The 19,450-nt window shown below is 51.5% G+C and carries 16 protein-coding genes; 5 read left to right on the top strand and 11 right to left on the bottom strand.

Annotation, left to right across the window (positions count from 1 at the left end; genetic code table 11):
- Window positions 1-127 precede the first annotated feature (127 nt).
- The 5 genes from R6H26_RS27180 to R6H26_RS27160 all read right to left on the bottom strand — a co-directional run bounded on the left by R6H26_RS27180 (window position 128) and on the right by R6H26_RS27160 (window position 4,789).
- Window positions 128-376: a hypothetical protein gene (locus tag R6H26_RS27180; protein WP_404787115.1), complete on the bottom strand. Its 249-nt coding sequence runs from the start codon at window positions 374-376 to the stop codon at window positions 128-130.
- Window positions 377-1,079: 703 nt separating this feature from the next.
- On the bottom strand, window positions 1,080-2,438 hold the full coding sequence (locus tag R6H26_RS27175; protein WP_404787114.1) for a vanadium-dependent haloperoxidase: 1,359 nt from the start codon (window positions 2,436-2,438) through the stop codon (window positions 1,080-1,082).
- Window positions 2,439-2,735: 297 nt separating this feature from the next.
- Window positions 2,736-3,746 carry a WD40 repeat domain-containing protein gene (locus R6H26_RS27170; RefSeq protein WP_404787112.1) on the bottom strand — a complete coding sequence of 337 codons (1,011 nt, stop codon included), beginning with the start codon at window positions 3,744-3,746 and terminating at the stop codon, window positions 2,736-2,738.
- A 61-nt stretch (window positions 3,747-3,807) separates the two neighbouring features.
- On the bottom strand, window positions 3,808-4,371 hold the full coding sequence (locus R6H26_RS27165) for a ferric reductase-like transmembrane domain-containing protein (RefSeq protein WP_404787111.1): 564 nt from the start codon (window positions 4,369-4,371) through the stop codon (window positions 3,808-3,810).
- Window positions 4,372-4,567: 196 nt separating this feature from the next.
- Window positions 4,568-4,789 (bottom strand): transposase family protein, encoded by a 222-nt coding sequence (locus R6H26_RS27160; protein WP_404787109.1) that lies wholly within the window; start codon window positions 4,787-4,789, stop codon window positions 4,568-4,570.
- Between the two features lie 383 nt (window positions 4,790-5,172).
- On the opposite strand from R6H26_RS27160, the gene R6H26_RS27155 reads away from it, so the two are divergent.
- A complete protein-coding gene (locus R6H26_RS27155) occupies window positions 5,173-8,022 on the top strand; it encodes a CHAT domain-containing protein (RefSeq protein ID WP_404787107.1) in 2,850 nt (949 codons plus the stop codon).
- 205 nt (window positions 8,023-8,227) lie between these two features.
- Window positions 8,228-9,019 carry a DUF928 domain-containing protein gene (locus R6H26_RS27150; RefSeq protein ID WP_404787106.1) on the top strand — a complete coding sequence of 264 codons (792 nt, stop codon included), beginning with the start codon at window positions 8,228-8,230 and terminating at the stop codon, window positions 9,017-9,019.
- 264 nt (window positions 9,020-9,283) lie between these two features.
- Here R6H26_RS27150 and R6H26_RS27145 read toward each other — a convergent pair whose 3' ends face one another.
- Window positions 9,284-11,950 (bottom strand): CHASE2 domain-containing protein, encoded by a 2,667-nt coding sequence (locus tag R6H26_RS27145; RefSeq protein ID WP_404787104.1) that lies wholly within the window; start codon window positions 11,948-11,950, stop codon window positions 9,284-9,286.
- 755 nt (window positions 11,951-12,705) lie between these two features.
- Here R6H26_RS27145 and R6H26_RS27140 point away from each other — a divergent pair.
- Entirely contained in the window at window positions 12,706-13,602 is an 897-nt protein-coding gene (locus R6H26_RS27140) for an RNA polymerase sigma factor RpoD/SigA (RefSeq protein ID WP_404787103.1), read from the top strand.
- An 86-nt stretch (window positions 13,603-13,688) separates the two neighbouring features.
- Here R6H26_RS27140 and R6H26_RS27135 read toward each other — a convergent pair whose 3' ends face one another.
- Window positions 13,689-15,038 (bottom strand): AAA-like domain-containing protein, encoded by a 1,350-nt coding sequence (locus R6H26_RS27135; RefSeq protein WP_404787101.1) that lies wholly within the window; start codon window positions 15,036-15,038, stop codon window positions 13,689-13,691.
- 103 nt (window positions 15,039-15,141) lie between these two features.
- On the bottom strand, window positions 15,142-15,813 hold the full coding sequence (locus tag R6H26_RS27130; protein ID WP_404787100.1) for a thiamine phosphate synthase: 672 nt from the start codon (window positions 15,811-15,813) through the stop codon (window positions 15,142-15,144).
- A gap of 302 nt (window positions 15,814-16,115) precedes the next feature.
- Here R6H26_RS27130 and R6H26_RS27125 point away from each other — a divergent pair, with 302 nt between their 5' ends.
- The gene (locus tag R6H26_RS27125) at window positions 16,116-16,748 is read left to right on the top strand and encodes a restriction endonuclease subunit R (protein WP_404787098.1); all 633 of its coding nucleotides are present in this window, start codon (window positions 16,116-16,118) and stop codon (window positions 16,746-16,748) included.
- 41 nt (window positions 16,749-16,789) lie between these two features.
- On the opposite strand, the gene R6H26_RS27120 is transcribed toward R6H26_RS27125, so the two are convergent.
- The 3 genes from R6H26_RS27120 to R6H26_RS27110 form a co-directional block, all read right to left on the bottom strand.
- Window positions 16,790-17,689 (bottom strand): hypothetical protein, encoded by a 900-nt coding sequence (locus tag R6H26_RS27120; RefSeq protein WP_404787096.1) that lies wholly within the window; start codon window positions 17,687-17,689, stop codon window positions 16,790-16,792.
- 102 nt (window positions 17,690-17,791) lie between these two features.
- Window positions 17,792-18,487, bottom strand: coding sequence for a hypothetical protein (locus R6H26_RS27115; protein WP_404787094.1), 696 nt, complete (start codon window positions 18,485-18,487; stop codon window positions 17,792-17,794).
- 4 nt (window positions 18,488-18,491) lie between these two features.
- A complete protein-coding gene (locus R6H26_RS27110; protein ID WP_404787092.1) occupies window positions 18,492-19,184 on the bottom strand; it encodes an actin-binding WH2 domain-containing protein in 693 nt (230 codons plus the stop codon).
- Between R6H26_RS27110 and R6H26_RS27105 the strand changes: the two genes are divergently transcribed.
- Window positions 19,183-19,398: a hypothetical protein gene (locus tag R6H26_RS27105; protein WP_404787090.1), complete on the top strand. Its 216-nt coding sequence runs from the start codon at window positions 19,183-19,185 to the stop codon at window positions 19,396-19,398. The genes R6H26_RS27110 and R6H26_RS27105 overlap by 2 nt on opposite strands.
- The last annotated feature ends 52 nt before the right edge of the window (window positions 19,399-19,450 follow it).

Genomic DNA, 19,450 nt, shown 5'->3' with positions numbered 1-19,450 from the left:
GAAATCAAAAAACTATCTTTCGATCTGAGCTTTTCTCGAAAATAAATTATGCAAACAAGGAATATCAAGCTTCAGGCTTGATACTCCTTGTTTGCCAACTAACCTTGGAAAATTCAAATCGAAAGTGTCATCCTGGCGCCCAAATTTGAGGATAACAGGGATCGCCAGGGTCTGGGATTGGTGTGTCTCGACATGTAAAATCCGCAATCGAATCTCTTGTAGGAGAAGGAGGTTTTTGTTTAATTTCAATTGTTATATGTGGAATGTACTTCTGTAGGCCATTTCTTACAAAAAAGTCAAGTGTAAGCTTACAAAATTCGTCCTTTTGCTCTTGAGTTAATTGAAGCAATTCTTGTTCGACTTGTTCGCAACCCATGTCTCAACTCCTAGGATGATTAAGAACTGTACTCTACGGACGGCTAGCTTGTTTGACTCGAAAAACTATATTTAACGCTTTGCAGTTTTAACCTATAACTTATAAATTTATATGCCATGGATTGCTACATAATGTTAAGATATTTTTCGAATCTTAATTTGGCAACTAATTGCCTATAAGTAAGTTACACTAATTTTTCTGCTCTGAAAAGGTTTAAAAGTATAATTTATTCTGAATTTCTAGAGTAAAGGGTAGTCGCACTGAATAGTTAGTCTGCGATCGGGAGTCTAAACAGATTATTCAGCAAGGCTTTGAGGCCTCTTGAACAAGAAACTTCAAAGCTCCACGTACCCATGCTTAACGGGTTTATCAAGGTTTAATGGAACAGTGCCTTAAGGTAGTCTTGTATCCTCATGTAGATATAATGCCTTTAGATCATTATGTTTGCAATGGGAGAAAGTCAAGTGTCGGCAAATCATGCAAAACCTGATACTCGAGCTAACTCATGGAGCGTTTGAGTTAACTTAACAAAATACGGCTTCAAGGCTCATAGAAGCACGAAATCAACTTGTTCGCTTGAGTATTTTCTAGAGAATGATTGTTCACCCTTTTAGCTTTCATCATTTGACTAGTTCCGTGTGGAAAGAGCGATCGCAAGGCACTACATTTCTCAATTAAAATATAGTGCCTTGGTTACAATCGTTTACATGAAAGCGGCACAAACCTTTCTCGCCACCGCATCCCCCACTTCTTTCCCGCCTGTGGCATCGAATCTCCAGTGAACCCCTAGATAGATTCGACTGTCTCCGTTGTCTGCGATCGCCTTTTGGAGCGAGAAATACTCTTCTCGCCTAGGGCGAACCGTACCCGAATTATCCGTTGTCTTGCCATTCAACTCATCGGAGACAAACGTCACGAAGATTTCGTGGGTTGCTTTACCCAAAAGAGCCGCAGCCGTTTCAAAACAAGCAGAGCCAAAAGTAGAGTGCCCTGACGGATACGCCGGGAAATTAGGCGTAAAGTTTGACGTAGGCGGCTTTAACGGATTGCTTTGAGGCGCACCCAACGGAAGCCAGAACGGATTGCTCGCCTCCGAACGGATTGTATTTCCATCGCCGCCTCCCGACGGTCCCCAACCCTTATCGGCCTCGCGGACCCCTACCACAGGTCGCCACACATCGTACTCGTACTTCCAGTGCCAAGCGGCAATCCCTGCATCTGCCATTGCCACATTGATGGCGGTCAGAACCTTAATCTGCTGCGGGTGGCCAACCGTCGCTAACTCCGGAATAGCCCGCACGACCTGGTTATAGAGGCGGGGAGGCGTCCCTAATTTATTGGCGCCATCGTATCCCCAAAAAATGCCCACAACGGCCTTTTCTCGAAAAGCAGGATCGCGCCGCGAGATATCGTCTCGCCCGCAAACAGCCACCTCGTCGAACGCATCAGCATAGGCTTGGCTATTTAACGGAGGCGGGTTCCCTAAAGGAGCATCGTTGACAACAGAATTGAGCACAAAGGGCGTCACCTGTCCCCAGCTTCGGCCTAAGGCGCTTTGTCCGGGGTTGACCGGATCGGGGCGGTGTTTGCCTGGCGCATTGCTGTAAAGCTTGTCTAGCTGCGGCAAATCCGAATTGTCGTTTTTGCGCGCATCCAGCCAGGCATCGGCGATCGCCCTGCCGTACACGATCGCAATGGGATTGTTGCCGACATCGATCTTGAGGAGATCGCCATTGAACTTTCGAGCGCCTGAAGTCACGACTTCGGTAATAAAATCTCTGAAATCGGGGTAAAGCTGCTCCGCAGCCAACAGCCCGGCACCGAGCAAGGCAACCGTCCCCGTCCCATCATCGCTGCCAAGACCTGAAGGTTTATTCGGAAGCGTTCCAAGGCGAGGCGTTAAAGCTCCGGTCACTTTTGCATAGGCATCGTAAGCTGCGAGGTGAATAATGGCTAAAGCCCGCGAGGTTTTTGTGGGGCCAGCATTGTTTGGTGCGTGACCATCGCTAAAATCTCGGGCAACTAGTTCCAAGGCTAAATCGTTCAGGCTAAGGATACTCATAGGACATATTCCAACTTTTAAGACATTTCTAAACGGTATTTATGACCAAAACTGAGCCTACTTAAATGCTAAGTTCACTCAGAATATTGATCGAATTTCTGAAGTCTGCAATAGGGAAAAATCAGGTTATCTATCATAAACTTCAAAAGCAACTCATTTGGAAAATTTGGAGGACTTCTTGATTTCAAGGCTTGACAATCGAGTCTTGACTGTCTCGAAATCGATCTAAACTTGTGATAAATATTCATACAAAGAGCTACCAAATTAATGAAAGTTATATTAGGTCAAAAAAAATAATTACTGCGTTCCAACTTTCCAAAACTTGATGGTTGCGTCGGCACTGCCACTCGCGATCGATCGCCCTTTAGGATGAAAGACGACTGACCACACGCTTTTGTCATGTCCTGTCAAAGTGTTTAGAATCTGCCCGCTAGGTAAGCTCCATACTTTGACCGTCTTGTCATAGCTGCTGCTTGCGAGCGTCTGTCCGTCTGGGCTAAACGCCACCGACCAGACCGCTCCGGCATGTCCCATCAATGTTTGTCGCCAAAGGTGCGTTTTCCAATCCCAAAGCGCGATCGTCCCGTCCGCACTGCCGGTGGCAAAGGTCTGCCCGTCAGGGCTAAAAGCGATCGCCCGGACCGCCTTGGAATGGGCCTCCAAGGTTGCCAACAGCGCGCCATCGCCGATGCGCCAGATTTTGAGAGTGCCGCTTTCATCCCCGGCGATCGCCATGTCTCCATTCGGGCTAAAGGCTACCGTTCTAACGAGATCCCCAGCTCGAAATTTACGAAACTCCCTGCCCGTCTTTACATCCCAAATTCGGACTGTTCGATCGGCACTTCCGCTCAGCAAACAGGAACCTTTGTGGTTTAGGGCGATCGCCTGCACGTCATCCGTGTGCCCCTCAAGCGCGCCCAGGAGGTGTCCCGTCCCTAACTGCCAGAGCTTAATGCGGTTGTCCCAACTACCGCTGGCCAGAACTTTGCTATCGGGAGAAATAGCGAGGGCGACCACTGCATCGCCGTGACCTTCTAGGGTTTGCAACAAAGCGCCATTAGAGGGCGACCAAAGTTTAATTTGCTTGTTATAGCTACCGCTGGCTAAGTAGCGTCCATCGGGACTAAAGGCGATCGCATAGACCCAGGCCGAATGACCGCGAAGGGTGCGCGATGGGGTTGAGCTGGAAGAAATATGCGTCGCCAAACTATGCCTTTGAGCTTGAGAAAAGACGTTGGCGCAACCCATGCCACCCAAAAAGACTGTCATAGCGGTTAAGGCCGTAAACGTTAAAAATTTCCGAGACATTTGCAGTACCCTCATAGCTGGAGATTCCATGTTCGATGGGGAAGAACAATGTCTCAAAGGACTAAGCTGCAATCTTTTCTCGAACTTGCGGTTCCGATATTTTTGGTTTAGAGTTTTGCTGTTTTTTGCGCCGTTCGATCCAGCGACGACATAGATAGAGAATGTTAATAGAAATAATAACGATTAACCCCAGCGGCGTCAGCGCGCTCCAGTGATCGGCCATCTTGTCCCACACGTGCCAAGTCAATAAAAACATGGCTAAATAAGTGAGATTGTGGAGCCGCTTCCAGTTCTTTTTAAGTCTTTTGACGCTCCAATCATTGGAGGTGATGGTCAATAGCGCCAAAATAATAAAGGTTGTTACGCCTTGGATATAAACCCAAAAAGTTGAAGGATCGAAAAAGTCGAAATCTCTCTTGACCACCAATAGGTATCCATGCCCCAAAGTCAAGCAGAATGACAGAATGCCGATCGCGCGTCGATTTTTGAGCAACCATTTTGGCATTGCAGACTGCTTCGTTTGCGGAAAGACAATTCTTAAATTGGTGGGCAGCAGGGTGGCGATATAGCCCCCCAAGGCGAGAAACCCCAGACTATTAGACAGCGGAAACGGATCGAAAAGCATATTCAACCCTCCAGATTTTCTAGGAAATATTGGATAGCACTAATGAATTGATGAATAAAAATATTAGAGATGAGTTAAAAAGTTGCTCAGACATTGCACTCGGCGCTCTAGTCCCCTACTCCGGCGGCTGATGCAGGAATGAAGAATGCGCTTCAAATAGGCTTGAAGGTTTTATAAAAAGTTAAATCAATTTTATTTACTGCTTCAGCCCTATCAGGTCGAAAATACCATCCACCCGATCCCAGGTGAGTCCTTCTTCTCGACTTACTTTTTCAATACTGGAATACTGAACGTTTTGAAAAATATAGGCTTCGTAGCGTTGGGTGTATCGACGCCGCCAATTCACAAAATCTAACTGCTCGCAGTTTTCCACCTTCATCTCAGGTAAATTTAGAAGTCGATCTAAGTGCAAATCCATTGTTTAATACCCCCTGGGAGTTAGATCGATTGCGCTATTTGAACCATTTTCAATGACAGCGTAGAAAGACCGAAAACTTTAATTAAAATTGCTTGTATAATTTTGTCTATGCAGACATACTGATTGGAAACGAACAGAGCCGCAATACGAAAAAATCAGGTTCTTACTGTATCCTCAATAACACTGGCAACTTAAGCTGTACGCACTCAAGATGAGATCCTCTCTGCGCCGCCGAAAAAATCGGATAAAATCAGGTAACAAAAACGATTGACTCGATCGGATGACCGTCAGTTTAGACTCGATCTTGAATACAGATAGATAACTCGATCTGTTAGGGACCAAAATTGAGCCTTTAAAAAGAATTAATCAGGAGGCCAAAGGCCGTGGGACAGTACTCCAGAATTCAGCGTTTTGCCCAAAGACAATTCAGGGGGCGATCGCCCGTCCTAGCTGCCCTTCTCTGCGGCTTAAGCCCGATCGTTCCGCTCCTGACCGCCCCGGTTTCGGCCTCCACGCCAGCGCCCCCGGTTCAGTCGGCCTCTAGCCCAATCGAGTCGGCCAAGGAACTGTATCGAGCGGGACGCTATGCAGAAGCAGAAGTCCTCTGGCAGCAGGCGGCCGATCGCCATGCCGCCCAGGGCGATCGCCTGAATCAGGCCATGGCGCTCAGCAATCTTTCCCTCACCGCGCAGCAGTTGGGGAAATGGGATGCGGCTAAAGCGGCGATCGCCCAAAGTCTGGCCCTCCTCAACGCCCAAAGCCCCACCCCAAATCGACAGCGCATCCTGGCTGCCACCTTAGACATTCAAGGGCAGCTCCAGCAGGCCGTGGGACAACCGAACGACGCCCTCAAAACCTGGAAAACCAGCGCCCAACTGCATCGCAACTCGGGCAATGCGAACGGGGCGATCGCCAGTCAGATCAACCAAGCTCAAGCCTTGCAAGATTTGGGGCTATATCCCCAGGCCTGTCAAACCGTCTTAGACGCATTGTCCATCGCCCATAAGGGCTGCGAGCTATCAACCGCCGCCTTGCAAACCCCAAACGCATCGTCCCTGCCTGCCCCCCTTCAGATTTTGGGCCTGCGCAGCCTGGGCAATATTCTGCGGGTGGTCGGTCAACCGGAACAGTCCCAGGTGGCCCTAAAAAAAGGTTGGCAGTTAGCCCAACCCCTCGGCGATGCCCCGACCCTTGCGGCCCTCTCCCTCAGCTCGGGTAATACGGCCCGCGCCTTGGCCAATAGAGCGCTCGCAACCCAGGCCAGTCCCACCCTCAAACTCCCCAAAGACTTCGCGAGTCCCCCACCCGAAGCCTGTTTGGCCGAAGCAACCGGGGGCGCGGCGGGCTTTTATCGACAGGCGATCGCCTGCTATCGCAGCGCCGAAGCGGCTCCCACCGTGGGCGTCCAGTCACAGCTCAATCTGCTCAACTTGTCGATCGAAATGCGACAGTGGGCGATCGTCCCCGACCTGTTATCTCGCCTCCAAAGCCGTCTGGCGCAACTGCCCCCCAGCCCTGCGGCGGTCTCGGCCCAACTGAAGCTGGCGCAAAATCTCATGTGCCTTCAGGCTGGCGTCAATCCCAGCAGCGCCAAGCTCGCTTCTCCGATTTTGCAGCCTTGCCTCTTCGCCAACGCCGCCCCAACTTCCGCCGCCCCAACTTCCGCCGCCGATACTCCGCTTCAGGCCGCTCAGATCCCCTCTTGGTCGGATATTCAAACCCTCGCCACCACGGCCTACCGTCAGGCCCAGATCCTCGGAGATCGGGCCGCCGCCGCCAACGCCCTAGGCTATGTCGCTGCCGTCTCCCAACAGACCGGAACCTTGGCCACCTCGCAGCAGTTGACGGAACAGGCGGTCCAGCAACTCTCTGCCTTTAACAACCCCGAACTGATTTACCTGTGGCAGTGGCAGCTCGGCAGGCTCTACCATCGGCAAGGCAAGCAAAAAGAGGCGATCGCCGCCTATACCCTCGCCTACGAAACCCTTCAGTCCCTGCGTCGCGACCTCGTCGCTACCGACCCAGACATTCAGTTCACCTTCCGCGATCGCGTCGAACCCGTCTATCGAGAGTTAGTCGAGTTGCTGCTCCAGCCCGAAACCTCCGGGCAAGCACAGCTCAAGTTAGCCCGCGACGTCATCGAATCCCTTCAGTTGGCAGAACTGAACAACTTCTTCCGGGAAGCTTGTATCGAAGCTCGCGCTCAGCCCATCGATCGCCTTGACCCCAAGGCGGCAGTCGTCTACGGCATCGTGCTGCCAGAGCGGCTGGCCGTGATTTTATCGTTGCCCGGAAAACCCCTGCGTTACTACGCAACCGCGCTAAAGTCAGACCCTCAAGGTTACGGAGAAGTCGATCGCACCGTTGACGACCTTTACGCCACTTTAAATCCTTTTATCTTCAACCCCAACCCGCTCCAGCCCAAGCAAAAACTGTACGACTGGCTCCTGCGCCCTGCGGCAGCAGAACTCAAAAATAGCGGTATCGAAACCCTCGTATTCGTTTTAGACGGTGCCTTGAGAAGCATTCCGGTCGCCGCGCTCCACGATGGAAAACAGTACCTCGCCGAAACATACAACCTCGCACTAACCCCTGGGCTTCAGCTTTTGAGTTCCCGCCCCCGCTCCACGGAAAAAACCAAAACCTTGGTCGGCGGCTTGGCGGAATCCCGTCAAGGTTTTTCTCCGCTACCTGGAGTAGAGCAGGAAGTGAAAGAAATTTCCGGTACCGTGCCGTCCCAGGTGCTCCTGAACGGGCAATTTACTCGCGATCGCCTGCGAACGACCATCGAGGCCACCCCGTTTTCCGGGATTCACCTGGCCACCCACGCTCAATTTTCATCCCGAGCCGAAAACACCTTTTTGCTGACTTGGGACGAGCGCGTCAATGTCAAAAACTTAGACCAGCTCCTGAGAGACGGCGATCGCTCTCGGACCAATCCGATCGAACTCCTGATCTTGAGCGCTTGTCAAACTGCAGCGGGAGACAAACGCGCCACCTTAGGGCTTGCAGGCGTTGCCGTACGGTCGGGGGCGCGCAGTACCTTGGCTACCCTTTGGTCGGTGCAAGACCAGTCTACGGCTGACTTAATGACGAACTTTTATAAGGCGCTGCAACCTGGCGTGAGTAAAGCCCAGGCCCTGCGTCAAGCCCAACTCTCTCTCTTAAAATCGCCTCGGTACCAGCATCCCTACTACTGGGCACCGTTCGTTCTAGTGGGAAATTGGCTTTGATTGAAACCTGAGTAAAACAGACTTTTCTGACTTCTCCCATCCGTTTGGTTTTCACTTTAAAAAATGCCTGAACTTTTCCTATTGCGTCAACCTGCTTTTTCTGGGACAAGTAAAGTGTGACCTCAGATGAGGCAATAGCTTAAAATCGCGAGCCTAACAGTTTCAAGAGGACTCAAGGGCCAAAAAACAGGGGAGGAACGTTGTTATGTCAAACCACCACCATTCTTCGGGTCTCGTCGCCCTAGGGTTGTTGTTAATTGCAACAGGAACGGCCTTTGCGACGCCATTGCCCGCTAAGATGCCCGCAAATGAGATCGCGAGGGGTGCGATCGCGAGGGGGAGGGTTTCGGCCCCAAAAGTATTGTTCAAGCCACCCGCGCGCGATCGCAGGCCCGATCGAACGGTCGGCGCGGGGTCGCGGGGTCGCCAATGTCCTCAAGACTTAGCCTCAGCACCGACCTCAAGCGAGCTGGCCCGCCAGCTTCCGCTGATGGCCCTCGTCCCTCCGAGCAACATCGGATTGACGATGGCAGAGCGTCCTACGTTTTGGGTGCATCTTCCTCAAACCTCTGCCCGACAGGTCGTGTTGAGCGTGCAAAAAGAAGATGCCTCCTACCATTCCCAGTGGGTTTTCCCCGTCCCGAGTTCCTCTGGTATTTTTAGTCTCCAGCCCCCAGCGGATGCCCCTCCCCTCAAGATCGGGGAAAGCTATCAGTGGGCCGTCGTTCTGGTGTGCGGCGAAAGACCAGGCCCCAACGATCCGGCGGTCGCCGCTTGGGTGCAACGCGTGTCTCCATCCGAGTCGATCGTTCGGGACACAGCCCTGGATCGAGCTTCCTGGAATGGAGAACAGGGTCTTTGGTACGACATGCTGACCGTGCTGGCTCAAGAGTTGCGCTCTCAGCCCGCCAACCCAGATCTGACAGGCACTTGGGCTAGCGTTCTCAAATCGGAAGGGTTGGACATCGTTTCCATGGAACCGCTCCGGTTTGAGTAAAGCAATTCTTGAAAAGGGAATACCGAGTCGTAGGGGCGCAAGGCCCTGCGCCCCTACAGAATGATGGGTAATTTCTATTTCGGGAATAGCCTCAGCGTTCGTTGCTTGCCTAGGTCAACTTGCCTAGCCTGGATTATTCCCCAATCGCCAGAACACAGATGGAACGGCACCCTCCAAAAACAGACTGTTTTTTAGGCAAATCGCCAGATTGTTTGGTTGGCATAGATTTCGAGGATTTTCCAAAATCGTCATGAATAATGCAGGCTAGGTTAAATAGCGTTCGATATCTGCTCGATTTTCTGGCTCCGATTGCTTCAGGTACTCTAGGGCAATGCGCCTCGCGACGGGGTAGTCTTTCCCTTCGGCTAACAGCTTGGCTAAGGTGCATTGGAATAAGAGCCGATCTCTTTGGCGATTGTTAATGATAAGGATTGTCGCTGTCGTACCCCAGAAGGCTAACAGCGTCGGGATTGCGGGGAGCCACCAACCCAACAGAAAGCCGACGTAGACGATCGCGACCGACAAGCCGCTAGTCGCGATGACGCCAAAGGCGATCGCCAGCCCAGAACGCCAGCGCCAGCCCAACGCCGCTCCAACCCCCGCCCAAGCCAACACCCAGAGCCACTCCATCGGCTCTGGCCACACCCGTAGCAGCGATCGCCCTTCAAGGGCAGCACTCAGAATTTGGCTCAAGATATTTGCTTGAAGGATGACGCCCGCCATTCGTTCGGGAGAGCCGACCAAGCCGCTACTGTAGGGCGTATAAAAAAAATCGTTGAGGCTGTCGGCGGTGGTGCCAATCAGGACGATGCGATCGCGCAAGCCATCTAGCGGAACTTGACCGTTCAGGACGGCCTTGAGGGAATATACGGGAAAGCGATCCTCAGTACCGCGAAAGTTCAGCAGGATTTGATAGCCCCCGGACTCGGCGCGGACATAGCCGCCATCGTTGCGTTCGAACCGCTCCAAAACGGCCTTGCCCAGACGGATGCGATCGCCTGACTCAGATTCCATCGCAACCCCCTTCGCCTTGAGGTAATGCAGCGCCAGCTTGAGCGCTAGACTGTAGCTCACATCGCTCTCAGACAAGCTGACCGAGAGAAGCGCGCGGCGCACCTTTCCGTCTGCATCCAAAACCTGATCGGCAAAGCCAATCTGTTGGCGTTGTTGGAGCGCCAGCGGCGGTTCGATCCGAGTTCCTATCGCCTTCTCTATGCCAAATAGATTGGGGGTCGCGTTGAATTGTCGGACCAGCTCGGAGTGCCCCGGCTCGATCGGTAAATTGCGGTAGAGATCTAACCCAATGGATTTAGGGCGTTGCGCCTTGATTTTGTCAATGGTTTGAGCCAGCACGCGATCTGGAATCGGCCACTGCCCCACCGCTGCAATATCCGACTCATCCAAGGCAACAACGGCAATTCGGGGGTCTGGACGCTCCAAAGATCGCCACCGAAAGCATTGGTCTAGAAAATTCCATTCCATACTTTGAAAGAGACCGCCAAATCGCAGCAGCAGCACGGGCGCGGTGACAGCTAGGGCAATTACAGGAAGCCATTGCCATTTCAAGCGACGACTTGACACCTCTTGGCGAGCACCCTGTCGAGCTAAAGCCAAAATCCGACTCGCCTGTTCGGTCGCGTCGAGCGCGGCTTGTGCCTTTCGCTTGGCAAAGTCCTGACTGGCCCCTAAAAATTGGTAGTCCCGATCGCCTAAACTTCTGCCTAACGCCCAGGCCAGCGCATCCTGTAAAACCTGCCCTCGCAACAAAGACGACTCATCCTGACAGGATGACGCAAACCAGTGGGCAAGCGCTCCCTCGTAGGGTCGTAACTCCGCTAATTTCCGGTCCGTCCAAGTCAGATCGAATACGGATTCGTATAAGCGGTTGTACAGAACTAACTTACCCTGTCGCTCTACGACCAACCCCGATAGCCGCAGCTCCATCTGATCTTGACTGCCATCAGACGCGATAGCCCCCTCCAACAGAATTTGTCGATACAGGCTCAGGAGTCGCCCCACTCGCGTCTGATTCCTCAGAATTCTGTCTCGAATCGTTCTCAAATGCTCTGGTTCGTCCTGGAACTCCCAATTGTCAATTAGACCGGAGCGCACCACTTGCTCGACCGTACAACGCGGGTCGATCGCAGATGCCGAAGCGACCAAATAGCAGAGTTTTTGAGTTAGAAAGGGTTGGCCGCCCGTCCAGTCCAGTATTTCCTGCATCCTCGCCTCAGGCTGCTCGACGATTCCTTGCAGCCCTCGGACCAGTCCCTCAACTTCGCGAGCCCTAAATCCTTCCAGTTCAATAGCAATGCCGATATTAAACGGAGTTTGCGTCTTATCGCGAATCAGATCGTTGGGGGTGGCAACGCCCAACAAAGCGAAGGTAAGACGCTTGTAGGCGGGATTGGCAGAGCGCTGCTCCAAACAAAATCGAATTAAGACAAAGAAGTCGTCCAGGGAAAAACTCTGGCTTAGAACCCGGTCAATTTCATCGACAAAAATAACTATATTTTGCTGGATCTCAACGAGTAAGACCTCCTCAATAAACACACTCAAGCGCTGTACGGGCGAGAACAAATCCTGACGCTCCCGCCACCAAGTCCGCCAGTGAAGATTAGCCTTAAGCTGTCCGCCGCTGACCAAGGATTGAACGATCCCGGCGTACCATTTTTCGGGGGTCACATCCTGTTTGCCCATTCCCGTCAGGTCGATGAAGATGCAAACCGTCCCTTCTTGTTGCAACCGCTGCATCGTTTGCACTCGCAAGCTGGATTTGCCCATCTGGCGAGAGTTCAGCACGTAGCAAAACCGACCGGCTTTGAGGGCGCGATACAATTCTGTATCAGCCTTACGCCTGACGTAGCTAGGCGCATTACCATCGAGACTTCCCCCAAACTGATACTCAAAGCCCGAATGCGCTTTTGTCATGAATCATTAATGCAATGGAGTTTCCCAGTATCGTAGAAATCAAAATCTGCATTCAGAAATTCTAACTTTATTATCGCTTCTTTATGCGAGCTCCTATAGATATCTAAGCTTGCAAAAAAGTACCTTACATTACCATACTTTTTCTGACTTTTTGAATTGGCTAAAGCCGACTTTTTCTAATTGACCGATTTGCAACTCAAAAGTAATCTATACCTATTCATAGTTCTATAAATTCAAGAAAAGCTTTTACTGCGACAGGAATTAACCTCCTTTGCGACATAAAAGTCTTGTTAGAACAGTCTTGTTACATTCCAAATTCCGAACGATCGCAATTCGATCCCCTTGGAGAAGATAGCGATCGCCGAGGTTGGATTCAGTTGGGGAAACAAGCGGGAGTATGCATGCAGGGAAAGCCATTCGAGATCGATAGATCTTATAGGAGAGAAGGCTTAGAGAAGTATTCCTTTTAGGAGAACAGCGATTTCATTAGCTCGAGATACGATCGGCCCCATGGAAAAGAAGACTTCCTCACGAGTTCCTCAATATTCAGCTTTAAAGTGCTAAGACGGTGGGCAAATCGAGGTTGTATCAGCTTACGCTAACTTTTTCAGAAAAGGGCTTTATCAAACATGAGGTTTAGTTTTCAACTCGAACGATGCAACGTTGAGGCATCACTCGCACGTTGGGGCATCCCGTCGAACTCAATACTTTCGCGTTCAAATTCTAAATTCAGGTTAGGGGTGGGGAACTAAAAGATGAGCAAAAAGTCGATCGAAACCAGTACTGTTAATTTTCTGCTGAGAAATGCCGGGAAATTCCCACTATTAACGGGCGATCGGGAAATTCAGCTAGGTCGCCAAGTGCAGGCCATGGTGAAGGTACTGGAACTGCCGGAATCCCAACGCCCCGAAGATTGGCCCTCGATCGTCAATCGGGGAAAAAGAGCAAAGGACCTGATGATTCAAAGCAACTTGAGGTTGGTCGTCAACGTCGCTCAAAGATACAAGAATCGGGGGTTGCCGTTTGAAGACTTGATTCAAGAAGGGACCATCGGTTTGAGTCGAGGCGTCGAATTGTTCGACCCAGAGCGGGGATATAAGGCATCCACCTACCTATACGCTTGGATCAAGCAGAGCATTACCCTCGCCATTGGCAATGCATCCAGGATGATTCGGCTGCCCATCTACATGAAGGAGCGAATCAGGAAACTCAAATATCTCACCCGCGAGATGATGCAGACGACGGGTAAAAGACCCAGCGCTGAAGCATTGCGAAAGGCAATGGAGCTAGACGAAAAGCAATGGAAATACACGCTCGGCGCGTTGAGGGATGCGATTTCCTACGATGTGTTGGTCTCGACCAAGGATAGCGAGACGAGCCTGATCGAATTGTTGCCGAGCGAGTTGGAAACCCCTCAAGACCGACTCGAAGCGCTGTGCGAGCGGGAGCGGCTGGAGTCGATCCTCAACGGCATCGACCGCCGAGAAGCCCACGTGTTGGAGTTGCGCTACGGCATCGACCAGGGAGAGGGTCGGTCTTTGGCGGAGGTGGGCAAGGTGATGGGGTTGAGCCGGGAGCGGGTGCGTCAGATTGAGAATAAGGCGATGCGGTCCGCTCAAAAGGTCGCGCAAAAATTTCAGCTATCCGCGTGAGAGGGGCGATCGCTTTTCTCAATCCACAGACCAGTCGTGCGATCGTTCGTCCGTTTCCGTCACCGCTAACATCGACCTGACCGCAGCTAAAGTCCGCGATGAAAATATTCCCGATATAGATTGCAGCGCGGCTGTACCCGGTTATCGTTTTGCCGGACCAGTCCCATACTGTGCAACTTATAAATTTGCATTGAGTTTAATTCGATGGGTTCTGGCGAGGCAACCACTTGCTGAAATGCGTCAAACAGCTCCGGGGAAGATTGGAGGGTTTCTAGATGTCGTCGGAGGTGGCTGCTGTAAATACCTGCTTCTGTGGGAGCGCTTTGCAGGAGCCGATCCAAGTCCATTCTCCCGGATCCTATTTCGTAGAGTGCCAATCCCACCAAGTAAGGATGCCCGCCGATCGTTCCCATCAATGCATCGACTTGAGATTCATTCCAGTCAAGCCCGTAAAGACAAGCCCACTGCTTGACCTGCTTGCGATTAAATTCTTGCAATTCCACGGGTATCCCTGCATTAAAGGGAGATTGATTCATGTCTAGAGGGACGTAACATTCGGTAGAGTATGCCATGACGAGCCGAAGCTGCCGCCACCGCTGCGAGGTCTTTCCTTTTTCATGCCAACTTCGCAACATGCCTAGAAAGTCTTCAACGACTTCGATGCAGGGAAAAATGCGATCGACGTTATCTAGCCCTAGGAGTAAAGGGCCGTTGATTTCTGGTAGTAAATACTCTTCAAAATAAACGGTACAGTTATCGTTACTGCCCAAAATTTCTGTATCCCAAAGGTCTTGGAGTCGGCTGTCTAGTTGGCACTGTCGCCCCACCATCAAACAGAACCAGCGTAAAAACTTATCTAGGTCTACAATAATTCCTCGCTCGATATCGCTCAGATCTAGATTCGCGGTTTGGTAGTTTTGAGTTTTACCTCGGGCAATAATTCTAGCCATCAATGAGGTTTTGCCCATCAGTTTTGGCGCTTTGATGCGCGTTAAGGAACCTGCTTTGGAAATCGACCCATAGCAGACTGACTCTACGCCCTCTCGTTCTAGATAAAATGGCGAATCGAGGGGAACCGACCCTTCTGGGAAGGGAAGCTGCAGTCTACGAAAGGCGGCGTCTGGAATAGGGGAAACTGGAGGGACCGTCTGCTGTAGGGACGAGGCTCTCTCTAGAGCAGCCTTGAAGTTTTTCTTAGTGACTTCTTCTGCTAATGCATCGGAAAGTTTTTGCCATAGCTTAGGGCCAACATCACCTCTAATATAATTTACCGAACGGTAGAAGTCTTCAGCCATCTTTTCGTAGGTCAGCCCCTCCCACGCGCCTTGCAATACCTCTAGTTCAGAGTCTTTTAAATGCTCTCCAAATTTTTGAAAGACGACTAGATCGGCAATTTTCTTGGCCTGTTCCCAGGTAAAAATTGAGGGTGAATTCATGGCTGAGTTGACCATTTCAAAAAAGCGGCAGCACTATAGATCGTAATGCACTTTTGCCTGCACATTTGAGAATAAAGTCTATGGAAAGTCAAGAATTACAACCCTATTCGACAGGATCGAAGAGCTCCTGGCGCGCCTCAGACAGCTCGATCCATAGCTGCTGGAGCAAATCCGCAGGATCGTCGGCCTGTAAAATTGCACCGCTAATGGCGATCGCCGCTGCACCACACTTAACGGCTGGTGCCACTCGTCCGGGCCGGATCCCGCCTAAGGCCACCAATGGACGCGCGCTTCTTTGCGTGCAGGTTTTCAGACCGGACAGGCCCAGCGGTTCGCGGGTGTCGTCGGGCTTTGAAGTGGGCCGATAGATGGGGCTGATGGTGGCGTAGTCTGCAAGGCCGAGATCGGCTTCGTTTAAAGGATCTTGCCCGTGACGCGAAGCGCCTAGGAGCATACCGGGGAGGAGCTGCGATCGCACTGGCCCGAGCGCTGCGGTAGAGGCCACGTGCACCCCATCCAATCCGAAGGCTAAAGCTAGCTCTACATGGGTGTGCGCGAGCAGCATGGCCCCCGCAGCTTGGGCCATGGGCTGAAGCGTTTGGATCGTTTCGCCAACTCGAGCCTGGGGCGCTTCTTTATCGCGCACTAGAATCGCTACTCGGTGGCTGCAAGGGCTGTGGAGAAGCTGGGCGATCGCCGCGATGACTGTTTTGCCCGCTCGCTCGCAGACGACTCGATCGGTCACGACCAAAATATCGAAGGGTAGCCCAGGCATGACAGCAGCAGGTCAAAGAAATGATTCAAGCCTGAATTATGCAACGGATCGGGCCTTAGTGGTGCAGAAAACTTTTTAGGCCTATTTAGAGCGGATTTACCATAGGCTCAAGCTACCTATTTCCGTTAATTTTTTGTATATTCTCAATAAATGGCCTTGTTGAGAATAACGAGTTTACAGGGTTTCAGGAGTTTTCTGCACCACTAAGCGGATCGGGCAAGCATAGGATCGTTCTCGCGCTTATCTGTAAGAATTGTAAGAATATAGCTACATCGACATTCGGTCCGGGTTAGACGCTTTTTATGACTCAAACGCTTGCCGCAAATGAAGCAACGTTAGGCGATTTACGCGATCGTTTTGGCTTGGCGCGCGCAACAGATACAGCATTCTTCCCCGAATGGGATATTTCTGACTCAGCATTAACTGCGGTCGAGAAACAGGCGCTCGACCGCGTCCAAAAAAATTATCTGAGCCAGCTTGAGGCTCAATCGATGAATGAAGAGACCGTCAAGATGGTTGTGGTTGCTCCTCTTCTCGATATCGCAGGATTTTACCGCCTTCCCTTCACGATTGATTCAGAAGTTTCCGTTGAGATTTCAGCAACAGATGAAAGCGGCACGCTGGTGACGGGGCGAATTGACACCTTAATTTTGCAGGGGCAGCTTTGGATTTTAGTGGTGGAATCCAAACGAACTCGTTTTTCCGTTCAAGCGGCTATCCCCCAAGCCCTAGCCTACTTATTGGCTCGCCCCCAACCGGAGCAACCTGGGTTCGCGCTGATTACTAATGGTGGAGAATTTTTGCTCATTAAGCTTCAAGGGCGAGATCGGCCAGTCTATGAGTTTTCAGTTACATTTTCGTTATTGAACCGTGGCAACGATTTATACAGGATTTTGAGCGTTTTAAAGGAACTGGGGCGATCCCTAGGGAGCTAGGGGACACTGCGATCGCTTTGCAGGTGAGGCTGTAACCCAAGTTATCGATCCACTGCGATCGGCTTTCCGGTTTTGTCCAAGTACCCCGTACCGATCAAAAATGCTTTCAGTGCCGTTGGGAAATCGGGATGTTTGCCGATAACCTGCCCGCCCTTATAAATTTCAAGTCCCCAGTCAGACTTGCGATCGTACCGAGCGAGCATTAAATCCCACCCTTGCTTGTACTCGCCCAGTAAGACTTTTTGCGCCACGTATCCAGCTAAAACACCGTTAAACGAAGCAGCCTCTTTAGGGTTCTGTTGGAGCGTTTTATACATCTCCCATGCGCGGGCACGGAGCACTTTAGGGTACTGCCGCGTTGTGTTGACAAGTTTTCCAGCTTTGTACTCATAAATGCGCGTAGGCGGAAATGAGCCAGCATAAGAGTCAAAGGCGTATAAAAATGCGTTGTCAACACTTAAAAACTCCAGCGTCCCGTTACCGTCTAGGTCTTGGAACTGTCCACCACCGCTATCTAGAGGCCCCGTTTCAGCCGTTGTAAATTTACTCTTTTGCCATCCATGAATGGTGTATTCCGTACAGCAGTGTGCTCCACCCGTATAGGTTGAGACAACCACCTCTGGTGCAGCATTTCGGTCTAAATCCTTCAGTTCTACGGTGCCCATTATCCAGGTTGTGACGCTCCGCTTTAGCTTCAGCACATTGTTGTAAAACACCTGATAGTTCACGGTATATTCTGGCGAATCTTTCTCGCTACTTTTTTGGGGCACAACCACCACCTTGATGAGGCCAGACACCAAGGTTTGGGCGGCAGTTTCTGGCACATCTGGCTTGAGTTCAAATTTTGTGGCGGCGATCGCCGCTCTCATCCCCAGCAACCCAACGACAGCGGCGACCGTCGCTGCCGCTCGGACAAACCCAACCCTTTTATTTCCACCCATTCTCGTTACTCGCTCAACTCACAGCCCCACAGACCTATTATGGCGCTGGCAACCATTCTCGTTCAGTAGCGTAAAGCGTTGACATACAGTTATTCATATCCCTTAATCGGTGGGGGATTGATGCCCCTTTCCCGTTCCGTATAGCTCTTGCTGAACCCGTTCGGCGATGGCTAAAGACTGTTGCAAAATTCCTGCATACTCATCCGCCTGAGTCTGGAGATCCAGCGTTTTTAGCAAAACTAAACTTTGCTCTAAGTGAGCCACCCCATCTTGGCCCATCAAATTATTTTGTTCCCGCAAAATCCGTTCTGTCTTTAAACCTGTCACCAGACAGTCCCGCGTCAACTGTAGGGTTTCTTGGTGCTCTATGGGTAGCGCTTTGCCTTGGGCCACTGCGAGCCGATCGACCACAGCGATCGCCTCCAGCACCCTGTGGTAGCGATCGATCTCATCCAGCAGGTGCAAGAGCGTTTGGAGAGATCGCCCCTTGCGCGCCCGATGGCCGTACAGGGCAACCATTCCACCCATTGTTGCAACCCCCATGCTCGCCAGCATCGCGCGGGTGGACGGGACGATCCGCAGCACCCCCAATCCGATCGGCAGCGTGAAGACGAAGAGCAGGGCCACCGTTACCAGCTCAAACAGCAACCAACCCATCCAATCCAGCGGACGCTGAAGTTTGGAAAACCGATAGACGCCCAGCAGGAGGCCGCCAATCCAGCGATCGCTCACCTCCAGGCCGCTCCACTGTTCGATCTCGCGGGCTGAGAGCCGCAGGTTCTGCCAATCTGCACCCATCGCCTTACCCCGCACCCATCAACAGGTTTGCGATCGCATTCCAAACGCCGCTGAGGAAATTCCCAGACCGAGGCCGAAAGACCTCGAAAGAACCCGCCGGAGACCCAAAGAACGGGCGCAGCGTCCAACCCAGTTGACTGCCCACAAATCCGTACAGCATCAGCCAAAGCCGCAGGATTTTAGCGCGCAGCTTTACATTTTTATCCACTTCCGAATCATCGGGGCGCATGGCTTGGTACAGAAACGAGACCCCAAAAATCCCCGTTAGGGTAAAGATGGCGACGTTCAGCAGCAAAAAGAAAGAATAATCTTGACTGGGCGTAATGGTAATCAGAAAAAAGAGCGTCACCGGAGCAAAGCCGCACAGCAACAGCGCAATCACCGATGCCGTACTCAGCACGTAGGTAAAATGCTGGGCGATCGACTTGGTCGACCCAAACAGCACGTTAAAAATGTACAGCGCTGGCAAACACACCACGAGAGTCAACAGATACAGCGCTGGGAGCTTAATGGCCGAAGCGATCGCCTGCTGCGGGCTACTGAACGAACCAATAATGGCCCCATACAACGAAAAGCACGCAAAACTGCACAGCAATAGCGCCGACATTTTGGTTTTGAGCTGCACCTCCCCGTGAATTTCGTCTAAAAAGGTCTTTCGATCTTTGAGAAGCTCTAAGAAAACGGCCAAGACACCCATGATTAAAGCCGCGATCGCGGTTGAATTCCATTGCCATCAACTTAGCTCGCAGCAGATCGCCTGTCAGTCGGGCAGCGTCGGCAAAATTGAGCCCCCAGTCGGAAAAGATCGGGTTGCGGAGAAATTGCCTCTAACCGAGTCGAACGCAAGCCCCCAAAGCCTCCGAGCGCATCAAAATGTAACGCCCAAAAACCAGTCGTTGACAGAAGTCTGAAAACGTGGGGATAATTGAGGTTTGTGAAATGTAGCGTTTTAACATAAGACCT

It is taken from the genome of Altericista sp. CCNU0014, assembly GCF_044923475.1.
Taxonomy (GTDB): Bacteria; Cyanobacteriota; Cyanobacteriia; order Thermosynechococcales; family Thermosynechococcaceae; genus JAAURS01.
The sequence above is the reverse complement of the archived record's forward strand: the minus strand, read 5'-3'. Positions and strand labels throughout refer to the sequence as shown.